The sequence below is a fragment of the Streptomyces sp. BRA346 genome (assembly GCF_052851135.1).
Genome location: NZ_JAIWIH010000094.1, coordinates 1 through 7767, shown reverse-complemented (window position 1 = coordinate 7767; position 7767 = coordinate 1). Strand labels below are relative to the sequence as shown.

The following is a 7767-nucleotide window of genomic DNA, read 5'->3' as shown; positions in this document are numbered from 1 at the left end:
CGCTGGCCGTGCGTTGCTGATCAAGCGACGGGACAACGGTAAGTGGGAACCGCCCGGCGGCGTGCTCGAACGCGAGGAAACCATCCCGGACGCCCTGCAGCGGGAAGTCCTCGAAGAGACCGGCATCAAGATCGCGCTTCCCGCGACCCTCACCGGCGTCTACAAGAACATGACCGGCTTGATCGTCTCCATGGTCTTCCGCTGCGAGGCCATCGACGGCACCCCGACCACCGGAGCGGAAACCCGCGCCCTGCGCTGGGTCACCCGCGACGAGATCACCGAGCTTGCCGACGAGGCGTACGCCATCCGCGTCCTGGACGCGTTGGACAACATCAGCCCACCGGCCGTCCGCGCCCACGACGGCGTGCGACTCATCTAGCACTAACCCACGATCCATAGCCTCTACCAGCACGAGGGAACTTGTATGCACGAGTATATGAGCAGTCCGCGAGTTTGGGGGCTGACATGCCCAGGATTTCGAGAAGAGGTGACTCGTGCCCGCCGCTGGACCCGCGACATCCTCAGCGGACACCCCTGCGTGGACGACGCCGAGCTGATCGTCAGCGAGCTGGGGAGCAACGCCGTCAACCACACCGCCAGCGGCACAGACTTCGGCACGTTCCACCTCACGCTGTCGCTGTCAGCGCAGACCGTTGCGATCTCCGTCAGCGATTCCGGCGGAAGCCCCGAACCTCACCCGACCGAGGCCGACCCATACGCCACCCACGGCCGCGGATTAAGCATCGTCATGGCCCTGGCCTGCCGAGTGGACATCACCGGCAACCAGCACGGCCGTACCGTCACCGCCCAGCTCGTAGCCCAACAGAAGGCGGACCGATGACATCTCGTCCCGAGCACAACGACGGCTGGGACCTGGACCAGCTCCACCGCGACGAGATAACCGTGGCCATGAACTGGGTGATCCGCACGTGCCAAGACATCATCCGCGAGCACAGCCACAAGACGTTCTGGACCCCCACCGGAACCAGCACCGGCACCACCCCGACGACGGACCACCTCATCCAGTCAGCCCGCACCGACGTGCTCAACAAGCTCCGCCACCAGATCAACGGAGCCGAGACCATCATCAGCATCGCCGAGCACGAACACGCCAAGCGCCGCCAGTGAGTTACAACCTTCTTTACGGGTTCAAGGCGGCTCGCTCCGCTCCCCGCGCGCGGCCCGGCCCCCGGCCGGGCCTGCGCTCCTGTCTCCGCCCCGCTCCAGCCCGGCCGGTGTCCGTACCGCGCTCACAGCGAGCAGCCACCTGATGCCAGAGAAGCGGTACGTCGTGGCTGGGGCGGTCGGCTCCACGGCTTTAGGCACCTCCCCGGTCCGGGTCCCGCGTCGGGCAAGGCCAGGGGGCCACTCGTGCTAATTCCGGGCAGGTCCAAAGCCTGCCCGAGTTGCCAACGAGCGTACGGCCCCCTGACCATGCCCGACCCCAAACCGGGCAGGCCACCGCCCAAACCCGCTCCACCGACCTTGGGACGCCGAGGTTCAGGAGAATCTGGCAGAAGCCTCCCCAACCAACCGATCGCTGCCTAAAATCAAGCGAATGAGGCGCGGGAGGGCGATCGCACTCTTGACCGAGTGCTCCCTCGGAGTCAGGCGACCCCGGGACTAGCGACCCTGCCACGGGAACATTGGGGGGCAATATGGATTACAAGGTTTTCCTCGGCTACTCGAAGAACCCTACCGATGTCTCACAAGAGATCCAGAATGCAGCGGCCGTAATTAACAAGAGCGGTTTCGCCGAGGCGAAGACGTGGGAGGCCAACCCTGCTACCGGAAGGATCATCATTGAGACCGTACTCAAAGATATCGATGACAGCACTATCTGCCTCTTCGACGTCACCACGCTAAGCGAAAACGTTCTGTTCGAAGTGGGCTACGCCTTCAGCCAGCGTAAGCACATTGTTTTATCCGTTTGTAAATCGCCTGAGTCTATGCGCGACTGGAAAGCCTTCGACCTGTTTTCGACGATCGGATGCATCTTCTACGAAAACGGAAATGAACTTGCCTACAAATTCATGACTGGCATCAGCGAGGCAAGCGAGAGGACCCTATGGGATGACGTATCCCAAGCTCTAGATCGAACCGTGCGCAATTCACTTTTTTACGTTCCCACTTACCACACCTCCGAAGCCGAGCGTAATCTCCGAAGGATGGTAGGGAAGGAAAGAGATCTAGGAACCAAAGTGACCATCGCTGACCCGGCGGAACAGGGATCAGCCTCACTCGCTTGGTATGTTAATGCTGTCTATTCTTCTGCCGCAACACTGCTCCAAATGTCAGGTGAGAGGCACGACAGGAATCGTTTGCATAACGCTCGGAGCGCGTTCATTGCTGGACTCTCTAGGGGACTAGAGCGGCCTTTGCTGGTGGTTGTCGAGGAGGACTATCGAGGACCGGTTGATTACAAGGACCTTCTGTACACTTACCACAGCAAGAAACGGCTCGCGGAAAAGTTGGGCCAGTGGCGTGAGCAAGCCTTCAGGGCTTGGAATCAAGAAGGTCAAGGAGATCCGCAGCCAGCACCGAAGGTCGAACTTGCCACAGAACTTAAGGACCTCAAATTCGGCGATTACGTCGCGGAGAACGAGTCCGATACGCTCGACGAGTATTTCGTAGAGACGGCGGAATATGAGGCAGTGCTGAACGAAAGCAGCGTCGTATTCGTCGGGCGCAAGGGCATGGGGAAGTCGGCGAACATGATTCGGGCCTCACAGGTACTTCGAGACGATAAGCGCAATCTAGTCTGTGTCGTCCGGCCAACTAACTATGATCTAGACGGGCTTGTAAGCGTATTACAGTCTCTTGGTGGAGACGGAAATAAGTCCTTCCTGGTGGAGAGCTTTTGGCGATTCCTGCTCTACTCCGAAATTTCCCTTGAGGCTGTCGCTGCGGCTGATAGGTTGCCTGCCGGCATCGGGCACGACACGCCTCTGGCGCGACTTCGCGACTATTTGGCGCAGAACGACCTCGCCGAGGAGTTTTCAGTCCGACTGGAGCGAGTCATTGAGTCCGTGCGTCGCGATATGAAGGGAACCGCCCGAACCATCGAACAGCAGCGTGAACGGATCGCCCAGGCGCTTCACGGCAACATCGTTGGCAATCTGCGTAAGTTGCTTGGGGAGGCTCTACGTGACCGTCATCGCGTCGCACTGCTAGTTGATAATCTCGATAGCGCCTGGACGAAATCCGCCCAACTTAAGTCACAAGCGGTATTGCTAGTAGGCCTGTTGAGCACAGTGAGCAGGATTGCCGAGGAGTTCCAGCGGGAGAATAACAAGCTGCGTTCCGTCAATGTCACCATCAGCGTATTCTTGAGGTCTGACATCTATGACGAAGTCATCAAGGAGGCTCGCGAACCGGATAAAATCAACACTAAGAGAATCGATTGGAATCAGCCGGAACTACTCAAACGCGTGATGGACGAGCGATATCTATCCGTACGCCCCAAGGGAACCTCGCCAGACGGGTTGTGGGAGCGATACTTCTGTTCAAGTGTCAACGGCGAATCGACACTGGACTACATTCTGTCAACAATCCTTCACCGCCCCCGAGACCTGGTCTTCTTCTGCAAGGAGGCCGTGTTCAGTGCGGCAAACGCCCGGCACGTGACAGTTCAAGAATCCGACATTGAGGAGGCGAAGAAGAAGTACAGCAAGTTTGCCCTTGACGCACTGCTCGTCGAGTACGGGTCTACTATGAGTCATCTCGAAGCTGTGATCTATGAATTTGCTGGCTGCCCATCCATTCTGTCGAAGTCAGAGATTATGGATGTAATCCAATCGACCTCTGGGTTGGCCGATGAAGAACGGGCCTCGCAATACCTGGAAGGGCTGCTAAAGATCTCCTTTCTGGGCATAGAAGTTCGCGGGGGAAGTTTTGCTTACCCTGATCGGGTAGACGATCTGAAGAAGGCAAAAATCCTGGCCCGAAACGCCTCTCGGCGCAACAAAAGAGAAGAACGGTATGAGTTTCATCCTGCGTTCCGCGACTTCCTCGAAATAGAAGATCTCCCTCTGTAGAGTCGACGGGCGGGAGCTGAGTCCGATCTTGGGAGAATCGTGTCTGAGACGTCGCGCGAACTGCATATTGCGGTGTGGAACGATAGTTTGGCCGGAGAAGGGAATGTTGACACTGCGAATCTACAGAGTCAGCTTATTCTGGAGCAGTACAAGCTGTACGTCGAGATGGCTGACCGGATAAGTGCTCGCAGGGGCCTCGCTAATTCCTTTTTCTTAACCTTAAATCTGGCCGCGGTCAGTGTAATTGCTTCAGTGGCCTCGCGGGTCACTGACGAAGCAGGAATCTTCGTTCCGGCCGTCGCACTGATCATAATGTGCGGGCAATGCATTGTCTGGTTTTGCGCCCTGCGATCATATCGTCTACTCAACAAGGCTAAATATGCAGTGATAGAGGTCCTTGAGGAAAGGCTGCCAGCCCGGGCCTATTCAAAGGGTGAGTGGCATGCTGTCGTGCGCTCTGGTCAGCACGGAAGGTATTTGCGCCTAACTACTGCCGAGCAGATCATGCCGCTGCTCTTTTCGCTTGGTTACGTGGCCCTTTTTGGGTATTCCGTCGCTATGTAGCCAAGCAGCTGGCATTCGAAGTGCTGATGACAGGCAAAGGTCCACAGCGGGTCAGAGCTGTGGGAAGCCGCTTGCAGCGGTACTGTCCGACCGACCTTCTGACATCACCAAGTGACATCAACGGCGCCGGACGTCGAGGGCAACCGGTGCACCACACCCACCGCTGACCGACCAGGCAGGTCCAGCCCTGCCCAGAATGTCTCGGGCCGGTAGTCGAACTTACAAGGCGGCAGTCACCACCAGGGGTCGTGCCAGATGCGTGCCAGAACGAACGGTGAACCACGGTCAATACGAGCTAGCCGCAGCCGGGGTTCAAGATCGCTACAGGTACCGTTTGCACAGGTCAGCGGGATGTTCAGCCCTGATCACCCCGTGATTCCCAAGCTCAGAGCTTCCAGGTTGCGGGAGCTCGGGAGACGCCAGCCCCTTGAGGGTGGATGTGATCTTGCTTCGGACTATCTCGTTTTGAACTCGACCTTTCCAGTGCTCATGCGAAAGTTCCCGTTCGAGTAGAGGGTGGGGCGGGCCTCGACATGGTTGCCGCTGTACTTCTCTACGTGCCGGATCTGAGCACCGCCGGGGACGGTGAAGTCGATCAAAGCGATGGCGACCCAGTAGGACAAGTTGCGGTTGTTGAACAGCGGCACCGTCACTGTGGAACCCCGCCCGTCGGTAATGACTGCCCGAGCACCGTAGGACTTGAACGAACCGGTCCCGTTTTCCACCGCGCTGTAGGAGCACAGAAGGACGTAGCCCTGGAGGTCGGGGCGACGGATCGTAATCGTCTCGCGGCCCGGCGCCCGGGAGTCGCCATCCAAGGCGATGTAGGGCGGCGCGAAAGGCGACCCGAGCTGTCGGTAGTAGACCACATGATCTGACTTCTTCGGTCGCTTGCCAAGCGGGGTGACAAGACTTCCAGGAACATAGAGGGCGTAGAGGTCGAGGTCGGCGCCTCCTTGTCTTCGGACTGCGCTCCCGCCATTCCATTCGAGTGTGGCGGTCACGACGAGGCTTGGATCGTCCTTGCGCATGTCAATGGTCGCCTGGCCAGCCTTGGCGAGGGCGACTTTGCCCAGCGGGACGAGAGGACGCGTCGGTGGCGTCTGTGGCACTGGCGCACCCCCCGGTGAGACGTTCGGTGCGTAGGTGGGTCGTGGCGGCACAGTAGGCGTGTGCCGGGTCTGCGCGCCCGTCGCCGCAGATGGAGATTGCGCCGTGGACGGCCCGGGGTCATCTACAACGATGCCGAAGTCCGAGGCTAGACCCGCCAGCCCCGTGTCCCACCCCTGGCCTACTGCCCTTACCTTCCAAACGCCTGCCCGTCTGTAGAGCTCAACGAGGATGACCACTGTCTCCCGGTGCATGAGCGGCGGCGGCGCAAACGTGATCCGTGCGCTCCCACATTCGATGACCGCGTCAGGAGTGTTGCTCTCGTCGAAGTGAGTAGCCCGCAGCTCAGGGTCAATGCTGGCGACGACCGCAACACGGTCGACTGTCGTAGGGACCGCGACCAGATCCGCAACGATCGTCTGCCCGTTCAGTACGACCCCGTCCTGCGACGAGTGGTTGTAGAAGACCAGATCCTCATCACTCCGCACCTTGCCGTCCTGCCCGAGCAGAACAGCAGAAACGTCGATGCCTGTTGTGAGCGAGGTGAGGGTGACGCGGCAGACCGCTGCGGGCAAGACAGCGTTGCCGCCTTTGGCAAGGGTGGTAGTCATGGGTGCCCTCTCACGGTGGTGCGTACATCGTGGTACCCCCAGCCGGTCTGTGTAGGACAAACAGTGATTTCCTGCGGTGAAGCACCCTCAGGGTGCTCATGTTCCTCAGGTGGCAAGGTGCCCCGGTGGTCCTGCCGCCCGTCTCAGATTCCGTCTCATCCAGCACCGTTCACGGCCGTTCAGACGAGGCCAAAAGCGCCGCCGCCCGTGTGGCCAGCCGCCCATGGACCCAGGTGAACGACCCTGCACACACCCCAGCACAGTTGGAAGCGTGTTGGGAGTCTGCAACACGGCCTCACCTCGTGTCGTACAACGGTCCGCGCAACTGACCATGGACGACTGCGAGTCCAGAAGATATAGAAGACGCCGAAGGGGAGCCCATGGTCGAGAAGGAAGCGGCGGTCCGTGCCCTGGCGCGACTGGCTGACCACGTGTATTGGGTGCGGGAGTGGCCCGACAAGCCGACCTGGCGCGACCGGCTCCGCCGATGGGCGTACCCCGAGTCGTACCGCTTCGACCACGCCGCCGCCCCGCCGAGCCCCTGGGTCGACCGGCCGGCCGGGGCCTACGAGCGGACAGGTTGGCGCATCCGAGCGGCATACTTCGGATCCGACCTGGCTTTCGAGGTCGAGTACGTTGTCTGCGATCTGTGCAAAATCGGCTGGGTGGAATCGCCTCACTCCTATGAGGGCTACACGCGCTGCGGCCTCGCCTCAGCCGCTCTCCGGTCTCTCTGCCGTACCTACCCCCGAGTCCAGTGGCACACAGCTGGCGGGCACTTCCGCGAGTCCATGCCCTTCTGGGACTCCGTCAGCGTGGACGTTCCCGGCGGCTACACCCGACGGGAAAGGTGTCACCACGTGGAACCGTGGAGAGCGCAGTCAGCGTGAGCACGACCTTGCGCCAGGACGTAGAAGAAGATCGAAGGCAGTGATCAGCGAGTGCTGTACAGCAGAGAAGTACAGCAACCACCGCAACCACACCCGACCGACACGGGCCCCGGTTGACCGTCCGGCCAGCCCGGCAGACCTCAGCAACCTTTCCGCCCGTAGTTCGAGACGAAAGGCGCCCGCACCAGATGCGCACCAGATCGAGCGGTAAACAGCGGTCAATGACGGGTACTGCGGCAGGTAGAACAGTTGCCGCCATCGCTCGTTTGTGCCGGTCAGTAGCCTAATCAGCGCCCGCCACCCTGTGATTCCCAAGCTGATGGCTCCGCATGCGAGAGTACGTAGCTCTCGCAACCAGTTACCCCACAGCGACCCCCAGCCCGCGCAGGCTCTGCCAAACTCGTTTCATGGGGCGTTGCGCTGGGGTGACACGGCAAGGACGAGCGTGCGGAAACCCGGTCTCGGCGTCGGTCGAAGTCTGACCCTTTGACGGCGTGTCAATACTGACCCATTTGCGGATCTTCGTCTGATTCTTGGCCTTGGTGATCAAGGTCA

At 60.1% G+C, this 7767-nt stretch carries 7 protein-coding genes; 5 read left to right on the top strand and 2 right to left on the bottom strand.

All coding sequences use genetic code 11. The features are described from left to right. The 5 genes from LCH29_RS43280 to LCH29_RS43260 form a co-directional block, all read left to right on the top strand. The coding region (locus LCH29_RS43280) for an NUDIX hydrolase (protein WP_446467178.1) at positions 1–379 on the top strand (379 nt) is incomplete at its 5' end. Positions 380–424: 45 nt separating this feature from the next. Beyond that, positions 425–841, top strand: coding sequence for an ATP-binding protein (locus tag LCH29_RS43275; RefSeq protein ID WP_446467177.1), 417 nt, complete (start codon positions 425–427; stop codon positions 839–841). Beyond that, the gene (locus tag LCH29_RS43270) at positions 838–1128 is read left to right on the top strand and encodes a hypothetical protein (protein WP_446467176.1); all 291 of its coding nucleotides are present in this window, start codon (positions 838–840) and stop codon (positions 1126–1128) included. Before LCH29_RS43275 ends, LCH29_RS43270 begins: the two co-directional genes overlap by 4 nt. Before the next feature lie 530 nt (positions 1129–1658). Continuing rightward, on the top strand, positions 1659–4037 hold the full coding sequence (locus LCH29_RS43265) for a P-loop ATPase, Sll1717 family (protein WP_446467175.1): 2379 nt from the start codon (positions 1659–1661) through the stop codon (positions 4035–4037). A gap of 39 nt (positions 4038–4076) precedes the next feature. Continuing rightward, positions 4077–4601 (top strand): RipA family octameric membrane protein, encoded by a 525-nt coding sequence (locus tag LCH29_RS43260; protein WP_446467174.1) that lies wholly within the window; start codon positions 4077–4079, stop codon positions 4599–4601. A 455-nt stretch (positions 4602–5056) separates the two neighbouring features. Here LCH29_RS43260 and LCH29_RS43255 read toward each other — a convergent pair whose 3' ends face one another. Together LCH29_RS43255 and LCH29_RS43250 are read right to left on the bottom strand one after the other, a co-directional pair. Further along, the gene (locus LCH29_RS43255; protein ID WP_446467173.1) at positions 5057–6322 is read right to left on the bottom strand and encodes a TerD family protein; all 1266 of its coding nucleotides are present in this window, start codon (positions 6320–6322) and stop codon (positions 5057–5059) included. 1248 nt (positions 6323–7570) lie between these two features. After that, on the bottom strand, positions 7571–7767 hold a 197-nt coding region (locus LCH29_RS43250), incomplete at its 5' end, for a hypothetical protein (RefSeq protein WP_446467172.1).